General features: G+C 56.8%; 11 protein-coding genes, 3 pseudogenes and 1 other annotated feature. Of the genes and pseudogenes, 8 read left to right on the forward strand and 6 right to left on the reverse strand.

Annotated features, from left to right (window positions below; genetic code table 11):
• The 4 genes and pseudogenes from BN873_RS20550 to BN873_RS16735 all read left to right on the forward strand — a co-directional run.
• Positions 1-423: hypothetical protein (locus BN873_RS20550; protein WP_048676466.1), on the forward strand; the 423-nt coding region annotated here is incomplete at its 5' end.
• A gap of 248 nt (positions 424-671) precedes the next feature.
• Entirely contained in the window at positions 672-1,130 is a 459-nt protein-coding gene (locus BN873_RS20555) for a CFI-box-CTERM domain-containing protein (RefSeq protein ID WP_048676470.1), read from the forward strand.
• Positions 1,130-1,708: a PD-(D/E)XK nuclease family protein gene (locus tag BN873_RS16725; protein WP_048676474.1), complete on the forward strand. Its 579-nt coding sequence runs from the start codon at positions 1,130-1,132 to the stop codon at positions 1,706-1,708. The genes BN873_RS20555 and BN873_RS16725 overlap by 1 nt, the downstream gene beginning before the upstream one ends.
• A gap of 723 nt (positions 1,709-2,431) precedes the next feature.
• Positions 2,432-3,319, forward strand: a pseudogene (locus BN873_RS16735) (IS982 family transposase).
• Here BN873_RS16735 and BN873_RS16740 read toward each other — a convergent pair.
• From BN873_RS16740 to BN873_RS16760, 5 genes are all read right to left on the reverse strand, one after another.
• On the reverse strand, positions 3,316-3,531 hold the full coding sequence (locus BN873_RS16740) for a hypothetical protein (protein WP_139031762.1): 216 nt from the start codon (positions 3,529-3,531) through the stop codon (positions 3,316-3,318). The pseudogene BN873_RS16735 and the gene BN873_RS16740 overlap by 4 nt on opposite strands.
• A 257-nt stretch (positions 3,532-3,788) precedes the next feature.
• Positions 3,789-9,317: a DEAD/DEAH box helicase gene (locus BN873_RS16745; RefSeq protein WP_048676481.1), complete on the reverse strand. Its 5,529-nt coding sequence runs from the start codon at positions 9,315-9,317 to the stop codon at positions 3,789-3,791.
• On the reverse strand, positions 9,314-10,393 hold the full coding sequence (locus BN873_RS16750) for a hypothetical protein (RefSeq protein WP_048676484.1): 1,080 nt from the start codon (positions 10,391-10,393) through the stop codon (positions 9,314-9,316). The genes BN873_RS16745 and BN873_RS16750 overlap by 4 nt, the downstream gene beginning before the upstream one ends.
• Positions 10,390-13,209 carry a hypothetical protein gene (locus tag BN873_RS16755; protein ID WP_048676486.1) on the reverse strand — a complete coding sequence of 940 codons (2,820 nt, stop codon included), beginning with the start codon at positions 13,207-13,209 and terminating at the stop codon, positions 10,390-10,392. Before BN873_RS16755 ends, BN873_RS16750 begins: the two co-directional genes overlap by 4 nt.
• 21 nt (positions 13,210-13,230) lie before the next feature.
• On the reverse strand, positions 13,231-14,436 hold the full coding sequence (locus tag BN873_RS16760; protein WP_053085434.1) for a Druantia anti-phage system protein DruA: 1,206 nt from the start codon (positions 14,434-14,436) through the stop codon (positions 13,231-13,233).
• A 202-nt stretch (positions 14,437-14,638) separates the two neighbouring features.
• Here BN873_RS16760 and BN873_RS21460 point away from each other — a divergent pair.
• The 4 genes and pseudogenes from BN873_RS21460 to BN873_RS16775 all read left to right on the forward strand — a co-directional run.
• Positions 14,639-14,740, forward strand: a pseudogene (locus tag BN873_RS21460) (transposase-like zinc-binding domain-containing protein); the annotation flags it as partial.
• Positions 14,741-14,776: 36 nt separating this feature from the next.
• A complete protein-coding gene (locus BN873_RS20185; RefSeq protein WP_139031763.1) occupies positions 14,777-15,001 on the forward strand; it encodes a hypothetical protein in 225 nt (74 codons plus the stop codon).
• 19 nt (positions 15,002-15,020) lie between these two features.
• The gene (locus tag BN873_RS19150) at positions 15,021-15,308 is read left to right on the forward strand and encodes an IS1 family transposase (protein ID WP_242434460.1); all 288 of its coding nucleotides are present in this window, start codon (positions 15,021-15,023) and stop codon (positions 15,306-15,308) included.
• Between the two features lie 12 nt (positions 15,309-15,320).
• Positions 15,321-16,537 (forward strand): annotated as a pseudogene (locus tag BN873_RS16775) (IS3 family transposase).
• Positions 15,599-15,715 (forward strand) — a sequence feature (AL1L pseudoknot). (Overlaps the previous pseudogene by 117 nt.)
• Positions 16,538-16,841: 304 nt before the next feature.
• Here the strand turns inward: BN873_RS16775 and BN873_RS16780 are convergent.
• Positions 16,842-18,122 carry a hypothetical protein gene (locus tag BN873_RS16780; protein WP_048676494.1) on the reverse strand — a complete coding sequence of 427 codons (1,281 nt, stop codon included), beginning with the start codon at positions 18,120-18,122 and terminating at the stop codon, positions 16,842-16,844.
• Between the last annotated feature and the right edge of the window lie 18 nt (positions 18,123-18,140).

Raw genomic sequence — 18,140 nt, forward strand, 5'->3', positions numbered from 1 at the left:
CGTATTGCGCTGCATATTGAACTGGTCTGGCGACTGGGCCTCACCCACCGCCAAGCGGCCAAGCTCCAACCCGCGCGTTCGTATCACCACGGCGTCTTCGATGTCCTCTGGGAAACGCCCCGCAACCAGGTCTGGCGCTATTGCATTAACACCGAACCCTTACAGGCGCTGATGACGAGGGCAGTGACTCTCGTGCCCGATCCGAACGAATCCGTCTGTCCGCCGCAGTTGGCCCTCACCAGTTGGCTTCGGTATGTCTATGATCTGCCGCGCACGCAGTGCCGCATCGGTGCACCGGGCGAACCGACCCTGCGGGCGTTGCGCGATCCCAGCCCGCCGATTCCTCAGATTCTCGACCGTGAAACCTATCTCCTGGCGCAAGCGGGCTGGATAACGCCCCCCAAGGCGGCGGCGGGCCGGTAATCGGATGAACCCGTCGGGCATATCCGCGAGGTCCCGCATCATCCGCAAGATCTGCGCTGGATCGAGCAGCAACTCGCTACGCTACCGAATCCGGTGGCGCGCTCGCAGGCGCGGCGACTGTGGGGTGGTCTTTCAAGCCGCCTTCGACGCTGAACCCCACCCCAGCCGCAAAGAAGGCAAGGCACGCTTTGCGGCCAATACCGATCTACGAAACCACCTAGAACAGCACACGCCCCAGGAGTCCTCTCGTGGCTGAAACGGATCATCGCCCAGTGAGCGTCTCGGATCTTGCGCAGCTGGCCCGCTGCGAACAACAACTGTTACTGGATCAGCAACACGGCAAGCAACGCCCCCCGGAGCGGGAACGCTTAGCGGCGGCCGGAGAAGCGGAGCACGCGCACCACGACCGTCTCGCACGGCATTATCAAGGTCGGCGCGCGCGGGTCGCCCGCGATCGGCGCTGTTTTATCGCGTCTGCGGTGTACGGGGAAACGGCCTGGCAGACCGAGGCGTTGCGCCAGTGGCGCGATCAGGTCTTACAGCCCACGCGGATAGGTCAGAGATGGGTGCAATTTTACTATGCCTGCTCACCACCGCTGGCCCGGTTTTTAATTCATTCGCCGCGCGCGTCGCGAGCCGTGCGCGGGCTTCTGGATCGATTCATCCGCCGGTGGGTCCTTCAAATCGCCCCAAAGGAAAGCGTGTGATGAGCAACGGAACCTGGCTGATCGTAGCGCTTGTCATCGGGTTCGCGTTGGTGCTTTTGAGCCGACGCCGGGGAAAGCGTGCCGCCTGGCTTCAACGCGAACACATGCCCGACGTGCTGAAAACAGCGACGCTGATCGCCAGTGAGCGGTTGTTTCGTTGTGAACATCCCGTGGCGCTGAGCGGGACGCCCGATCAAGTCTATCGCCTGCGCACCGGCTCCCTTGTCGTCGTGGATACCAAGCGCCGCCGTCGTGTGGCAGTGTATGACGCCGATATCGCCCAAGTGTCGACCTATCGGGTCTTACTGCAAAGTCAATCGCGCTTTCGTCATCAGTCCTTCGCAGAGTATGGATACCTTCGCTTGGTGACTCCTGCTGGGGTCCGGTATGAGCGGGTATCCTTGTGGACGCCAGAGCAAGTCATTCAGCTCCACCGTCGCTACTGGACCTTGCGGGAGGGGCTGGCAACTCCGCTGGGCGCAACCTTTGCGGGTTTATGCCGCCAGTGTGGTCACCGCCAACGCTGCGGACAGGCGCGATCCGCGTCGTCATCGTCAGCGCCGCTCCCGGAGAAATAACCGATGCGGTTTCTAAAGAGCCAGGATCGTCTTCACAAGACATGGGGTTTTCCAACGATCCGCCCGAAGATCGCTGGCACCCGCTGGGGCGTAGCGAGGCTCTTGGGTCTAGCCCTTCTCCTGGTGACCCCCCTGCCCAGCCAGGCCGCTCCCTGGATCGATTTACCAGGGGTTTATCTGGCAGACTGTGCGTGTGGCACGCAGGCAGGCGGTTGCACAGGGCGGTATCACGGCCGACGCTTTGAACTGTACTTCGTGTTTAGGGCCACGACCTCGTTTAAAGAGGGTCCAAAAGATCCTCTCTTAAAGATCTTTAAAAAGGGCCGCCGGATTTCCCCGGTGGATTCCTTTTGTCCTTCTAATCCCCGCGTGACCCACCCCAAAGTCCGCGTTGTCGATCTCCAAGGTTTTTGGGAAAAGCCAGGGATTTTTCGGGTCGCTGTTTTTACTATTCCCTAAATCACCAGACGGTTTTCGGCTCCGCCCGTCTTCTTAGGGTCCGATCTCGTCGAAAAATGGCAACTTGGTAGGGCTCGCGCCTTTGGCGGCTTCTTTAAGGGCTATCAGCCAATTGTTAAGATTTCCAAATCCCAAATCTTTCCAATTAAAACGCGATGTTCGACTTTTCGAAGGGAGGTAAAGCGATAGGGCAGGCTGAAGCGGCATGAGGGTCTGAGCTAAGCTGAGAGGAAGCAACCACCTCAACCGCACGAAGAGGCCGCCATGCCGCTGGAAGACTTTATCATCACGGTGTTTTGCTGGGTAGAAGACCATCTGGAAACTGTGCTGGGAAATCGGCGCTTGCGCCAACGGGGCTTTGCCCCGAAGTGAGCCGATAGTGAAGTGATCACGCTGGAGATGGTCGGTGAGTTTCTGGGATTGGATACCGATGTGGGCCTCTGGACGTATTTTCGTCGTCATTGGGGGGCGTGGTTTCCACAACGAGGCGCACGAACTACGTTCGCTCAACAAGCCGCTCATCTCTGGCCAGTCAAGCAACGGCTTCATCAGCATCTGCTGAAGGAGTTGGGTGCGGCGAGCGACCCTTTTCGTCTGGTGGATGGCTGCCCCCTGCCGGTCTGTGCACTGACCCGGATGTCCCGATGCCGGTTGTTCCCTGAAGTCGCCGATTTAGGTTATTGTGCCGCAAAAGGCCAGTATTATTACGGACTTCACGGCCATCTGCTCATCACCCTCAACGGCGTGATCACCGCTTGTACGGTGACCTCGGCAACAGGCGATGAACGTGAGGCGTTGTGGGAGTTGACCGAGGATTTCCAAGGCATGGTGATCGGCGACAAGGGATACCTCAGCAGCGGCCTTCAGGCCGAGCTGGCCACCCTCGGCATCCAGCTACAAACCCCGCTGCGGGTGAATATGCCCGATTCTCGCCCCGCTTGGGCTGTCCGGCAACTCACACGCACCCGCCGCCGCGTGGAAACCGTCATCGGTCAACTGACCGGGCAGTTCCATTTCGAGAAAATCTGGGCGCGGGATGCTTGGCACTTGACCCATCGCATCACTCGAAAAATCTTAGCCCACACCTTGGGTCTGTTCATCAACCTGCAAATCGGTCGTTCAAACCTCCAACTTGCGAGCCTAATCGCCTAAAAGTCGAACATCGCGTAATTAAAACAATCGGATTCAAATTGCTGCACATCCAACCACTCATCGCTCTCCAGCAGGGCTTTTTCGTGGTCAGACAACAATTTTTTCCTGCGAACCGGAGCCTCTTTAATCGCGTGCTCATGAATTAAGATAACGCATCCTTTTCCCGGATGGGCCAAGCAACCAAAACTCCCGTGTTTCAGTTCCATATCCATAGTCGTTACCAATTTTTGCGAGACGCCAAAAACTCGGTAACTGTGCAACGCTGACGGTTTTCTCGTGATCCCGAAATACCGCAGCACCAAAAAGCAGTCTACTCCGTCGATGGTGACGCCCTCGCAGCGCCGTCAACACCGTGCTTACATCTTAGCCGCCTTAGCCGCCTATCTTCACAACCTTGCTGAATCTCCCTAAGCCTGGCTTATAGTGAATTAAATTTTTGATTTATTTATAAAATTAAAAATAGCTCGCCTTATCTTAAGTTACTCTGAAGCCGCAAAATTGCATCTGGTAGATGTCGCCGAATGATAAGATCATTGGCACACTCTAGTATCGCCAGTCCTTGAGGGCTGAGCTTTTGGAGTGTGAGGTCGCTAGGAATATTTGGGGCTAGCGGAGAGCACAGAGCTATCCACGTTTCTGCACCTGTCGCCAGACGTGTTGCAACTATAGGGATAAGGACGATACCGGCCGTAACGTCATTGCGTAGCACATTTCGGGCAAAGGAAAATTCTGCCCTGTACTGGCGTTCAAGATCGCGGGCTAGTAGATCGAGAGAGCGATGCGCACGTTCGGGCGGATAGGCTGGATATCCGCCATTGAGTGCATGTTCTAAGAGCTGAATACCCAGCTTGCGATCCAGGAGAGAGTGCTCCATCCGGTTGCGGAAGCTTCGCAGGCAGCGATAGCAGGACGCATCGCAGCCTTCCGGACAACTTGCAAGCAGACTCTGGGCGCGTTCGAATAGTTCGGAAGCGCGGACGACAAACTCGGTTGAGAACCCGGCCCCTCCTGACAACGTATCGTAGAGGAAAATTTCGACTTCATGGCCACTGGTACCGTTCTCTGTCAAAGCGGGGCGATATTCTGCAAGAACCTCTCCTGGTTCGATATCGAGCGTCTGGCATGCTGCTTTAGCTAAAGCTTCGCATACAGTTCGAAGCGCGGATTCAGCCTCAATACTGCCGGGAAGCAATCGGAACGGATCCGTCAGCGGAAGCGAAAACAGCGCGATGTCAGTTTTGAAATCATTGCCGAGCATGACATGACGCTTGGCCGCCCCTCCGGGGCATGGATCGTCTTTATTGTCGCGAAACGGTCTTGCGTGTGGTTGCGAAAGAAGTTCATCGGGGGCGGCTGACGACTCGATTCGTCCGCAGGCGAGGCAATAATCATAGCCGTCTCCGTCGATGCCGGTATTCGAGACGAGAAGAAATTCTCTTGCCCTAAAAGCGCGCACCCGGTCGGACACTTGAACCCAGCCTTTGTCGGGCTTGGGGGTTTGCATGACCAGCTTGGCGCGCGTTGCCCGCGCGGTTTCGTTCGGCGCATCAGGCTCCGTTTCTGGCGGTGTGTTGATCGGATGGGCGAAGCCGACAGGACGGAACCAAACCCTTGCAGGTCCGAAAGAACTGGACGAGTTGCAGGCTGGACAGTTTTCTGTCGCATTCTCGCGTTCCTTTACATAAACCTCCGTCTTGGCATGCGAGCAAACATTGCACTCGAAATAAAGCTTGCGTTTTCCCCAAGCGATCCACCGGTCGTTGGGATATGGAGAATATACGGCTTTAGATGTGTATTGTTTTCCGTTGATCCAGAGCTGTTTGTTCGGTGCATATTGAGATAGCGCCAGCGTGAGACCTTGAGTAGGCGCATAGTCAATAACCGGTCTGAACGGTGTGGACTGATCGCGATTGAAGACGTGAAACGCCACAACGTCGGTGGGGAAGGCATAGCGAGGGACCACGCCGCGATAGAGCAGCCGATCCAAAAGCTTGTCAGTAGCGGGATCGACAATACGCCCGTTGTCGTCCGGCTCGGCCGTGATCTCAACTTCGGCCTGATCGTCAGATTTTTCTTTGTCCTCGACGGGCTTGTCTTCTTCGTCCTCTCCCTGCCTAAAATCTATAGCCTCGTCGATGGTGGCTGTTACGTCCATCGCCATTTCCGCAATTAATTTATGGCGGTCGTTCGTCGGTAGTTCCCTCGGCAACCAGCGATCCGCTGCTTGAGCGAGGTCCTGAGCATGATCTTCCAGCCATTTTGCGAAATCGTAGCGATTGAGCACCGATCCGTAGGTCTTGAAATCCCCAACCTTGCCTAGCACAGAAAACAGATTGGGATCGGCGCCGGGAGATGGTCCGGGGATACGGTCTTCGTGATAGCGTTGGAGCAGATAGGCGCGCAAATGGCGGCGGGCGATCTCTGGATTTTCCAGCGTGAGGCGCGGATCAATCACGCTGCCCCGGATCATTTCCCCAGGATCGGTGAAATAGTGATCGTCGTGGCTGTCGGCGCTGCCGAATGCAACGACTGTGGCCACTGCATTGGCACGTCGGCCGGCCCGCCCAGCGCGCTGCTGGTAGTTGGCGCGGCCTGGCGGCATATTCCGAAGCGCCACACCGGAGAGTTCGCCGATATCAATACCGACTTCCATGGTTGTGGTGCTTGAGAGCACGTCGATAGCTGGATCTCCGGGCCGGTCGCTATCCCTCCATGCAACGTCGATATCTTGAAACCGTATTTCGTGTCGCTCGGCGTGAGAGAAGGCTTCATCCGGCTGTGCCGCGCCAAGTTGCGCAGTGTGCTCCGCAGCGATGATGGTCATCAGTTGCGGGGCTTGGGCATGGAGCGCCAACGCTATAGGGTCGCGGTAGAAGCCCCGGCGTGCGCGGTAAACCTCATCGGTATCAGGATCGAAGTCGCTTACATCAGGGCTTTCGCAGTCAATGCATGTGCTGACGGTTCCGACGGAACGATGGACGGACTTGCAACTGTTGCAGCGCCGCCATTGACCGCCGAAGTAAAGAGAGAGCTTCGAGGCAAGCAACCTGTGGCCGCCCCCGCTCGTCTGCTCGGTGAAGATGGTCATGAGGGTGGAAAGCCACTGCTTCGTGAACACCGATCTCGCCTGCGCCGAGACGATCACGCGGTTCATGGCGGTGAACGCTCCTTTGTGAGACGTCACCCGGTCGTTCCACCACGAGCAGGGCATGTCTGAAAACCAGATGCCCGGATCAAGCGTCCAGCATCGCAGCCACGCGCGACAGACCGCCAGCTTGGCCTCGTCGGTCTCAGCGACGCCCGGCAAATTCGGAAGCTTGGTAATTTTGGCCGAGTGAGCAGGAGCCTCGCCTACCGTCGCGATCGCCAGCGCTTCCAGATCAAGCCCCATGTTAGTGTGTTTGAGTGCGTCAAAAATGGCCTGCATCAGACGCTGAGGGCAGCGCGACAATGAGTTATGGAGGTGAAACAGTTGTAAACCGGCAGGAGCCGGTCCGGGACTTGCCCCTTCCACTTCAGACAGTGTTTCCGCATCGCCAAGTTGAGGTCTGAGACGAACGCCGAGTTTATGCGCTGCCACCAGCACGGCCAGATAGGCATGGTTAAGCACAAGCGTCTTGGAGAAATCAGGATCGCCGCGCAGGATCTCGTAACCTACTGGCAGAAGCGCCCGTATCGCATCGCGCAGCGAGTAGTTTTGTAATGTGCCGGCAAGGCGTGCCGCCACCTGCCGGGAGTCCGAGAAGATGAGCACTTTGCGTCCGCGCAACGGCGCAAAGGAGGTCTGCTGTTGCGGACCAGGGGGTTGAATTCGAAGCTGAGATCCCAGAAGCGCCTGAAACGGCTGATCGCCCTTGGTCTGGTGGTCCTGAACGCTGGATTGTCCATATCCGGCCGACCGGCCACAGCAGGCGCACGGAGCGAACTGCCCCGGACGCGCGCCACGGGCCGAGTCCTGTGCGTCGGAGGAGACCGGCTTCTCGGGCGCAAGGAAAACAGTACGGTATTTCTCTCCTAGCTCGTCCGGATTGAGTTGGCCCGATACCAGATCGTAGTAGGCCGCCTTGGCACGATCCTCCGCAGGCGGTTCCTCGAGAAGAAGATCGAGCGGATGCAAACCTTCCAGAAGCCCGGAAGCTGTTTCGATTTTCTCTCCTTGCTTGGCCCACAGATAGCGTGGCTGCGCTACATCGTTTGTGTAGGCGCGCGCATAGGACGTGCCGCAATGACGGCATGTAAAATATTCCAGAACCGGCGCACCGCAACTACATCTTTCGTGCGGCTGGGCGAATAATCTCCCGGCCGGACTTTGTGTGTCTGCGGATGCGTCCGGGCAGTCAGAATCCATGCACGCCCATAGGCCCGGCAGCCCTCGGAAGAACGAATGTATCCTGCACGGCAAAAGACTCGCTTCGCCGGGCTTTTCCCGCGCGCGGCTTCCAAGTGCCAGCAATACACTGGCGGCCTTCTCTGCTGCATCCGCCGGAACAGTAGCATCGAACACAATGACCGGCAGTTCGGCGAGGGATACTGCGGCAACCATGGTTTCGTTGACGAGTCGATTGAACGGCCCATAATCACGTAACGCCATATAAAGTGTTGCGTCCACATCATCCTGGGAAGGAAGGCCTCGGAACGCTAGAAAGCTCTCGATCGCTGCCAGTTGTTGCTTGGGTTCCGCGGAATAGAACTGATCGAGATCAACTGCGGCTAGGACGGCGGCGTCGGCCGCCGTTCCAGTGACAGCGGGGGAGCGTAGCAAGAGTTCGCCGCGGATCGGCACGAAGGACTCTGTCGGGACGCCGGAGAGTTGTGCGCCGAACGTGCCAGCATTCTTCTTACCTTCCTCGCTGAAACTCGCGGTCGAGCAAATGACTTGGAACCTTTCGGCCGGCACACCAAGACGTTCACGCAGTCTGCGCATCAGCAGTCCAACTTCCGCACCCTGTGCGCCTCGGTAAAGATGCGCTTCATCGAGAACGACAAGAAACTTCTCGTTTGGACACGCCTCCAACCAGGCTTTCGTTGAATCGAAGACACGGCGTTCGATGGGCCGCATCATCATGTATTCGAGCATTGAATAGTTGGTGATTAGAAGATCGGGCGGCGATGCATGAACCTCATGGCGGGTAAGCAGTTCCGCATCGTGGGGGCGGCGGATCGCACGCTTCGCCCACGGCGTCGGCGCTTTGCCCAGCCAGTCGGACACGCTTTCCTTCGCGGGCCACTTTCCCCGCTTTTTTAGGGTACTAAAAAGTTCAACAGCGCGCCTTTCCTCATCGCCGGAAGAATTCTGTTCGTAGCGTCGCTTCGCGTCTTCGATCTCGCCAAAAAACTCGCCGATTGATGCCAGGCGATTGCCGTCTTTCTTCGCCGTGCGCAGACCCGCATAGGGCGTGCGGCTCGTGTATCGGGCAAACAGGGCAGGCCGCTTCGCCCAATTCTCAAACAGCGCAACAGTACGCGGATCACCGAACATAGTGCGCAGCCGTCCGAGTTGGTCATTGACGAGCGCGTTCATCGGGTAAAGCACCAGCGCGCGGACCGCGTTGTATCTCAAAAAGCCTTGCGGACGATCGCGGGCTTCGATAGCGAGTTTGCCTAGGATCGGCAGAAGGAAGGATTCCGTCTTACCGGAGCCGGTCCCCGTCATAATCATGAGGTTCCGGTTGTTAATGAGAATCTCTTGCAGAGCTTCCAGTTGGTGCAGATAGGGCCTATTGTAGATAATTGGCTTGCCTGCGCCTGTGTCGGAAAGAGCGCGTAATGCTTCCAGTACCGCGGACGGCAAATTGTCGATCTCGGTATAGGGTCTGGCACTTTGATACCGGGGTGTGGATTCCAGATAGGGGGTCTGATAAATGCCGCCGATCTGCTTCAACAGTTCGCGTCGTTGATCGACGAGTACAGGGTGGCTGATGTGATATGTGGCCTCGATGTAGTGCGTCAAGGTCAAGCGTAGATCGTCGATGGTTTGCTGAATTGTGGCGGTCGTCATGCTGTCCCCCCCTGATCCCGCGCCAGCCAAAGCGTTTTTTCGAGCCAGCGCAATTCGTCTTCGCAATTTTGTGAGGGCAGTGCGAAGCCCAACAAGGCGCGCGGCGGCGTCACACGCTCTCCAATCAAGCTAAGACGCCTGACCGCCCAAGTCGGAAGGGGCGATGTGAAGGACACCACAGCCTTTTCGCCAGCATGTTCAACTTTGACCCGCTGTGGGGTGCCGGCCTGCGTGTCGAGCGCCGCCTGCAACCGCCAGGCTTCGTCGCAATCTCGAAAGCGCACGTCCCTGGGATGAATATCAATAAAACGGTGAACTAGCCCATCCTGAACTTCGGTAAGTGACCACAGGTTTGCGCCATACCGTTGCGGCCGTCGGGAAACAAAAATTCCGGCATGCCGCTCGTTCAGCGGCCTCCATCGCCTTTTGTAATATGACGTCGTTACGCTCGTATCGAGGACTTCGAGATTTTCAATTTTTTCCGGATGTGGCTTGTCCGGAAGTTTGGCGACCCATGATCTGACGAATTCCTTCGCCGTAACCGTCGCTGGCGCGTGTAGCCATATTGGCATGGGCAGTTCAATGAGTCCGAGATCGAGAAGTATTCTCCGGCAAGGCTGTGCATCGGGCGGGGCGAGTGTTCGCAAACCGCTCGGTCGATAGAGGAGGGAAAAATCTTGCGCCTGGGATGGTGTGATCTCGTCTCCGGCAACACCCAATACGATGAATGTTCCGTCGCGGCGCTGCACGAACGCCGGAGGTGCTGGCCGCAGAACAAGGTTCGTCTCCCCGGTGATTTCGCTTCGCATCTCCAGAAGATCGCCCATGGCAATCAGACTGTCGATAACGTCATCGACACGCATCCTTAGTTCTTCGGGATCGTCGACCAGCGGCCTGAGCGCATCGACGACAAGCGCACACGCAACTCTTGCGGAGCAAGGTGCGGCAATGAATACGGTTCTACGCAAGGATTGAGCGATAAGCGCATTGTCAAGATTTGCTGGGCCAGGGAGCCCCAATGAACGAGCAACACATTGAAGAGAATCGGCGCGGCTAAGCATGACAATTCCGGTCATGCGGCCTCCGATCTTGTACCTGCTGCCCGCAGATCAGCCACCAGCCGCGCAAAATATGCCCCACGGATCAGTGCGGAGTTTCGCAGGCTATGGAGTGCATCCCCTGATGGAAGGTCGACAGGATTCAACACATGCGGCTGAAACGCCAGCTTCAGACAAAGATGGTAAAAGGCGTTGGCATCCGGAACCTTATAAGCATCAATCAGCCGTAGGAACTCGGACTCCGCAGCCGCTGCATCGGTGTCATATTGCCAATCGTAGACACGCAAACCTGCGGCGAACCCATGCGAGAAATAAACCTGCTTGTAGAGGGCGCCAATTTCCAACGCACCGGCGCGTACCTGGCCCGCATCCACGATCCACTTATTGCCGCATAAAAATAGCTCGAGGGCTTCTTTAAGAGCGCGCATGGCATTGCGCCGCGCCAGAAAGGCCATGGGGCCTATGAGACTCCGAGCGGCTCGCCAAAGTTTCAAAGCGCTGATGATTGCCGGGAGATGCTGCTCGCCAGCAGATACTCGGGCTGGAACACCGAGATCACTGAAGTTCGACAGTTGGCGTTGAAGGGTCGTCGCAACTGTTTCGTATTCATGGCCATTGAGATTTGCGACCAATAGGCCTCCCTTTCCATGGAGTTCGATGCCCACCAACGCCTGTTGATAATCCACGTCATGACTGATCTCAACAGAATTGAGGTCGTATTGCCTTACAGAGGGAGGCGTTGTTTCAGCGGTATCATCGGAGAGCCGGATGGTGCGTTCATCCACCCGCAACCATCGGAGAGGTTCAACGTCCTTGTCGAATACGACGCTTTCGTAGCCATACTCGTCTAGCGATATAAGCGCCTCAATCCGTGCGGACCGCTCCACATGCTCGACCTGCGCATCGGAGATCAGCTTTTGTATGAAACATGCGGACACTCTCTCATCGGAGACAGGCGTTTTGTAACGGCCGACCAGTTCTTGATGGAAAAGCATTCCGTCTGCGCCGTAGAAGCGGATTTTAAGTTTGACGGTACGCTCAGCCGGAGCCGAAACGCGAAGGATAGCAGCATGGTCGAGAAGCTGATCCAGGGTGGCGTCTCGCGGTTCAAGCATGAGGGCAACACCCGCTTTTCCTGATGCTGCCTTTTGCCACGGCAACTCGGGGCGGACGGTAATGAGAATTTCTTCCGCAGCGATATCACCATCGCTGGCAGCACCAATCGCAGATACTGAAACGCGGTGCCGACCTAGTGAAAGCTTGCCGAGCGCGACAAGCGTATTTCCGACCGCAGCCGGTGCCAGGCGTACTGGCGGGCGTGTATCCATTGTGATCTGGAACTCGCGCACCGCAACATCCGACATAAGGTGGAACATGGCAATCTCGGAGTCGAGGAAAACCAACGTTTCGTCCACATCATCCCACCGGGCCGTCAGACCCAATGGCTCGGCACGTATGCCTAGCGTGTATCCGAGCCCGATAGTTCGTAGCGCGGCGATCTTTGTGGAATCCAATCTCGCAGGAACAGAAAGGTGCCAAACATGAGTTGCTGCTGTCTTTGTGTGGACAGGAGCAAGCGCGAGGATTTTGACGGTTTCGGTAGGCATGGGCCCGGAAGCCACAAGGATATAAGACTGGTTTACCCTGACATGGCGTCCCGCGACTTCAACCGCCGTACCGTCTGCACGAACCTTCAGGAGCCGTAACGGCGCTGTTGGAAAAACCAATCGATCTCGTAGAGCGGCCATGATCTTCTCTACTGGACGATCAAATTCGAAGACCGTGAGATCGGTGGTCAAATATGTCGCGAGCGGTTCTTCCGAGTCGCCGCTGTAAGAGAACAAAGCTCTTCCTGGCATCCATGTATTTCCCTGACCGTAAGAACGAAAACGCATTTGAGAGCATTCAGGGTCGCGAGGCGATAGTCCAGCTTTGAGCAAGACTGTTGCAAGGTCGGGAAGCGCCAGCGTGAGATTCCATACCATCTCGCCGATCTGGCGTGCCAGTAGCCGAGGTCTTTCCAGATGAGTGACCGGGATGAGTGCGTTATTCTGTGTAGCCTTTGTCTTAGGTACAAACCCCGACCTATAGGAGTTGATGAAATGAATCTCACGGAGAACGCCGCGTACTTCACGTAGCCGAGTGCCTAAAGAACCGAGTTTGTCGAGATCATCAAGGATCCGCTGGAGCGTGGTTTTCTCGATCGGTGAGATGGTGTCCTCGACGTCTTCGAGACGCATCGCCATAACGATCCGGGCTGTCAGCGCTTTTTGCTGCAAAAAACCTTCAAACCGAGAAGAACCGCCATGATATCTTTCGCTGAGCAGTTCGCCGAGTTCTCCCAGGGTAAGTTCGCTGTTTCGGACCAGCATATGGCGAAGATCGTAGAGATGATCGGCAAAATAGCGCTGCAAATATTTCGGCAAAATCGCTTGCGTGATCGGCCACGCAATAATCGGAAACTGCTGTGCCCATGGCCCCGAGGGAGCGAGTCCACTGAATTGGGACTTGAACTGCTGGTACCATTTGCGGATTCGATCGCGATCGCCGAATCGAGGCCAGTCAGGAAAATTTTTATCAAAGGAATCCCAGTATTCGCCTCCATTATAGTGGTAGCCGACCTCTGCGGCAGCAACGATCCATAATAACCAGAAAGCGTTGCTCGCACGCCTATTCGAAATCAAGCTAGCGTTAAGAAGTACTTTGGCAGTCGAAAGCTCTTCAGCAGTCAGCCCGTGTTCAATAACGTAAACGGGATAGTTCTCGGTCGCCCGTAAATCGCGTAGCTGCGTATATTGCTGCAGTAGTTTCTTTTGGAGTTCCGCTAGATCCATCCTGATCCTCGCCTAACTACATTATGCAGTTCTAACCTTTGACATTCCTGTTGGTAAGCCTCGAATTAGTCGGGGAATGTCGTCGCGGCTCCAAGATTTGTAGTCTTCTCGCCTCAAAGCGCGAGGTTCGATCCACCGTCTACGAGCCATCTCTGAAATTTCATCAACTGTCTTCAAAGTCGAAAGGTCGGGTTTCCCTTTACCTGTGGCTAGGATTTTCCGAGCGTTCTCTGCTAGCTGGCAGAAAAACACCTCCCTTCGGATACCATGTCGCAGGACAGCCTCGTTGATTCCGAGTTGCTTGAGCGCCACTCGGATAGTTCGCAGACGCCAATTAGGACCCTCACCGAAATGGTGGTGGTCAGCATAAGGATGTTTTGATAAGCGTAAATATTCCCGCATCTGCTCGAATAATTCGTCGGTGATGTGGAAATGTCCCCAGCCGACCGTGTAACCGATAGATTCGAAGTAGCTCACTCCATCGAGTTTCAGGCGGTTATAAACTGATGAACGACCCATTGAGGAACTTGTCGTCACAGCTAGCAGACGAGCACTCTTCTCTTCGCCTGAAATAATGCCGGTCGTTGAACCATACGTGCTTGCAAAAGCATCATAGATATCGCGCGAACGGACAAGACATGCGATTGCCTTGCCGCCTAACAGCATGTTGTAGGGAGGGACAGCGCCGAGGACATAGGCGTCTAGTATGTTAACCAATCGGCTAGACCGCTCACTGGAAGTCCATCCAATAAGATCGTCACGCACCGAAAGATTGAAAACAGGGTCGCCAAGCGCAAAAATTCCAGCGAGCCGATCATGCCCATCATCCCATACAAGATACCGCAGACGGCGGCCATAGCCATTCGAAACGGGCACAGACCATGTAAGAGCTGCAGTTCGGAAAAGGCTCGACTCGAATGTATTCGCCTCTACCCGTATCAGCGATAAACGGATCATGGCCGGATCAATCTCGCTACCACTGGCAAAATAACGCAAAGCACCCGGTAAGAACTCTGATAGAAGGTGCGTAGCTGATTCTATGCGTTCGTCGCGTTGAATATGATGTAGTTGACGGATTGAATCTTTACTTGAGGCAGGACAAACGAGCGTTCCATCAGGCCTCTTACTGAAGCCCAAGCGTGTAAAATGCAAGCGTATCTTACGCTTTAGCGTAGCTTCTAGAGTAAAAACCGGGATGACTGAAGCTTTTGTTCTTTGTCGTTGCAATTGGCTGACTCCGATGCCAACTTCCTAAAGAATTCGATTTAGATGCTTGCTTCAGAATTTTACGACATGTAGCCTTTGATCTTAGCAATTTTATCAACTGACTACTTTTGACTTCTTGGTTTTTAATATCGAGAGTCCTAACCTAAGATAGTTACAATATTATATTATAGGGGTGAAAGGCTGAATTGAAGGGAGATGAGGGATGGAAAGCGGTGGCTGCAAGCGGTGCGGAAGTGATTTGTCGGTCAAGAGTGGTCGTGTACGGGGCTTGCAACGGTATCGGTGCAAAACGTGCGGCTATCACTTTACGGCAACGCCTGCACGCGGGAAGCCTGCGGCGATGAAGGCACTGGTGGTGTTGCTCTATGCGATGGGGAATGTCAGTTTCTGTTCGATTGCGCGCCTGTTGCACGTCAGCGATGTGGCAGTGTTGAAGTGGGTGCGCACGGAGGCGCGGAAACTGCCCATCCCGGAAGTCGCAGGAGAAACCGTGGTGGTGACGCTGGATAAGATGTGGCATTTCCTCAAAAAAAACCGCCAAGCTTTGGGTCTGGCGTGCGTATGACCCTGACTGTCGGCGAACCCTGGCCTGGGTGCTGGGTGGCCGTGATGACGCCACTTGCCAAAAGCTGCTTGACCGGATCGGTCTCCAGGGCAAACGATTCATTACCGACGACTGGCCCGGTTACCACCGCTTGATTCCCGCCGCACAATTGACGACCGGTAAGCACCTCACCGTCCCCATTGAGCAAGATAACAGCAACATCCGCCACTTCCTCGCTCGCTTCCGTCGCCGCACCAAGGTCGTCTCTAAAACTGAAGAAATGGTCGATCTGAACCGCCCCGGGTTTGTCGGAGGCTCCGACCTTTGAGAGGATGGAGCGATGAAGACAGCGACGAATTTTTCAGTGGGAGTGAAAGAGCGTGCGGTTCGGCTGGTGCGAGAGCATCAAGACGAGTACGAATCGCAATGGGCTGTGATCTGTTCGGTGGCGATGAAGATCGGGTGTGCGGCTGAGACGCTGCGGCGTTGGGTGCGGCAGGCCGAATGTGATCACGGCGAGCGAGCGGGGTTGACGAGTGCCGAGCGAGAACGGATCAAGGCGCTGGAGCGCGAGGTGCGGGAACTGCGTCAGGCCAACGAGATTTTACGCAAGGCATCGGCATATTTTGCCCAGGCGGCGCTCGACCGCCCATCCAAACGATGAACGCCTTCATCGACACCCACCGTGGCGTTGATGGGGTCGAGCCGATCTGCAAGGTGTTGCCGATTGCCCCATCGACCTACTACTGGCACGCCGCCCGACGGGTCGATCCCCGCCGAAGGCCCACCCGAACCCAACGTGATGAACGGTTGTGTGAATCGATCCAACGGATTTGGGAAGAGAACTTTCAAGTCTACGGTGCCCGTAAAGTTTGGTGGCAGTTGCGGCGTGCAGGGATTATCGTAGCGCGCTGCGCTGTAGAACAACTGATGCGGCGGCTGGGTCTGAAAGGGGTACGGCGGGGCCGGTCCATCAAAACCACCCTCAGCAACCGCAATGTCCCTTCCCCGCTGGATCGGGTTCACCGCCAGTTCACGGCGGATCGTCCCGATGCGCTGTGGGTCGCCGATTTTACGTAGGTCTCAACGGGGCAAGGCTTCATCTATGTGGCTTTCGTGATCGACATCTTTGCTCGATCTATCGTCGGTTGGAAAGCCTCCCGTGCGGCGGGTACTGACTTCGTGCTGGATGCGTTAGACCAGGCTTTGCACGCGCGTCGGCCGTTCCAGCCATTGATCCACCCTAGCGACCGTGGGGTGCAATACGTCTCGATCCGCTATACCCAGCACTTGGCCGAGGCCGGAATCGAACCCTCGGTCGGCAGCGTGGGCGATTCCTACGATAACGCCCTCGCTGAAACCATCAACGGACTGTACAAGGCTGAGGTGATTCATCGACAATCCTGGAAGAACCTGGCGGCCGTCGAATGGGCTACCCTGACTTGGGTTCACTGGTTCAATCATCGTCGGCTGCTCGAACCGATTGGCTACCGGCCACCTGCTGAGGCGGAAGCCGCTTATTATCAACAACGCCATGAGTCTGCCATGATGGCTTGACTCACAACAAGCAGCCTCCCAGATTCTCGGTGCGATTCAATCTTTCCTTGCGCCTCTACCATCATCCCCATGACCAACCGACCGCTTTCGCGGCCCTCTCTGCAACCTTGTTATCTATCTTTGGTTAGGATTCTCTTAATATCTGCTGCTTGAGGTCAATCAATAAGACCAGAATGCCACGGCTCTAGGCACGGGCAAGCAGCATCAAAAAGCCGTCTACGCCGTCGGTGGTGAGGCGAGATCACACGAATGCGCCGGATAGTCGCCTGCGCAAGCCAGAAAGGCCCTCGCCGCGCGGCCTCGATTAGAGCGGCGGCCCTGGCAACAGCCGCCCCTGATAGACTGGGACGCGATGGGCGTCTGCATACAGGCTAGCGGGTAGCTTAAGCGCCGAAATCAGGCGCGGGTACTGGCGACCGGGATCGGCGACAAACCGCTTCCAGATCGGCTCACGCCCCTCTAACAGCACCAGCCCTTGACGCGCCAGGCGGCGGTAGAGCGTGCGACGCTGCGGCCAGGCCAAGCGGTCATCGCAGGACGCCTCGCTTTGGAGCTGCTGGGCGAAGGTCTGCGCCACCACCCAAAACGCCTCCCCGCTAAACCACACCGCCCCGGCTTGATGATTGAACGCGGAACTCAACACGAGTTTTTCCAGCGTGGCGCGCACCGCCGCACATAAGCGCGTTTCCAGGTCCCCCGGCGGTGGGTTGCGATAGAGCGGACGTGCGGCCCGACGGGATCGCTCTGCGCGTGTCCGGGGACGACGGGGCAGTGGAGTCGGCTCCCGCGTGCCCGTCAAGGCACCCAGAGGATCGTGGGCAGAGGGGCCTGCGACGACCGGCGGCGTCTCCAACACCGCAACCGCCGCGTCCGACCCCACGGGCCTAAGGCAGGTTTCCTGTACCGGCGTAGCGTCCAACGAAGACACGGGCGGCGCGTGAACGGGCGTGGGTGGGGCGGGGCTTTCCGAAGGGAGCGGCTGGAACTGCGCCCAAAAAGCCGTCGTATCGGACCACGGCACGCCAGCGGCGTGGGCGCGATAAATTTGGCGTTGACCGTCTTCTGAAAAGCACGCCCCGACTATCAAGGCCCCCAGGCCCGGCATCTTCAAAGGCCCCACTGATTGCGGCGCCAGACGCCGCGGGGCCGGATTGGGATCGGGTAGGCGAGTGAGCGGACACTGGGTAGCGATCTGCTGTTGGCCCAGAAAGCCGTAGGCGCCTTCCAAGGCATCGACGGCCAGGCGCGTAAAGATCAGATACCGCCAAGGGAGGTCGGCGGGCATCAGGGATGCGGGCAACGGCTCCGGCAGCGTCTCCAAGAGATCCAGCACTGCCACAAACCAGGCCGTCGGGGTCGGATTAGCGCGTGTAGCATCCAGAAAGCAGGGACTCGCACGCAACAAAATCGTCGCCGTTTCCTGAGCTAGCCGCACCGTATCCGGGTCGTCTGGGGCAAACCAGGCCACCACCCGCCGCAGCAGGGGCGCGGTCACGTCGAGCGGCGGCCACGGCGGCGGTACGGGGGGCTGCGCTTCACGCGCCGGGCGCGCTGATCGGGGGAGACGAAAGACGTTGAGCGGCATGGGTGTTTTTCCTCCAAA

This window comes from Candidatus Competibacter denitrificans Run_A_D11, assembly GCF_001051235.1.
Taxonomy (GTDB): Bacteria; Pseudomonadota; Gammaproteobacteria; order Competibacterales; family Competibacteraceae; genus Competibacter_A; species Competibacter_A denitrificans.